This is a genomic window from Staphylococcus pasteuri, from assembly GCF_030547725.1.
GTDB classification, from domain to species: Bacteria; Bacillota; Bacilli; order Staphylococcales; family Staphylococcaceae; genus Staphylococcus; species Staphylococcus pasteuri.
Genome location: NZ_JAUOQO010000147.1, coordinates 1 through 321, shown reverse-complemented (window position 1 = coordinate 321; position 321 = coordinate 1). Strand labels below are relative to the sequence as shown.

Annotated in this window: 1 protein-coding gene; it reads right to left on the bottom strand. The window is 43.9% G+C overall.

All coding sequences use genetic code 11. The features are described 5' to 3' along the window. A partial coding sequence (locus tag Q4528_RS13185; protein ID WP_303521943.1) for a hypothetical protein occupies window positions 1-203 on the bottom strand: 203 nt, incomplete at its 3' end. Window positions 204-321 lie beyond the last annotated feature (118 nt).

The following is a 321-nucleotide window of genomic DNA, read 5'->3' as shown; positions in this document are numbered from 1 at the left end:
GTGCTATCAATTGGAAAAGCTAAGCTTTTAGCCAATAAAATAACCACCAGCAAATAGCCCACTAACATAATTGAGTGGTAAAGATTACTGCCTAGCGGCCCATGAAAGTCGTGCTCATCTTGGTGGTCTTCGTTCATAAAAAAGTGAGTATGGCTGCGGGTTTGAATAAACAAAAACACACCATACAAACCCACCGAGGCCAATACTAAGGTAATAGTGAGCGGGGCCGACATAGCGCCTAGCGCACTTGTGCTAGTAAAGTTAGGCAATACCAAACACAACAAGGCCAAGGGGATAATCGCCACAAGGTAAGATTTCAAG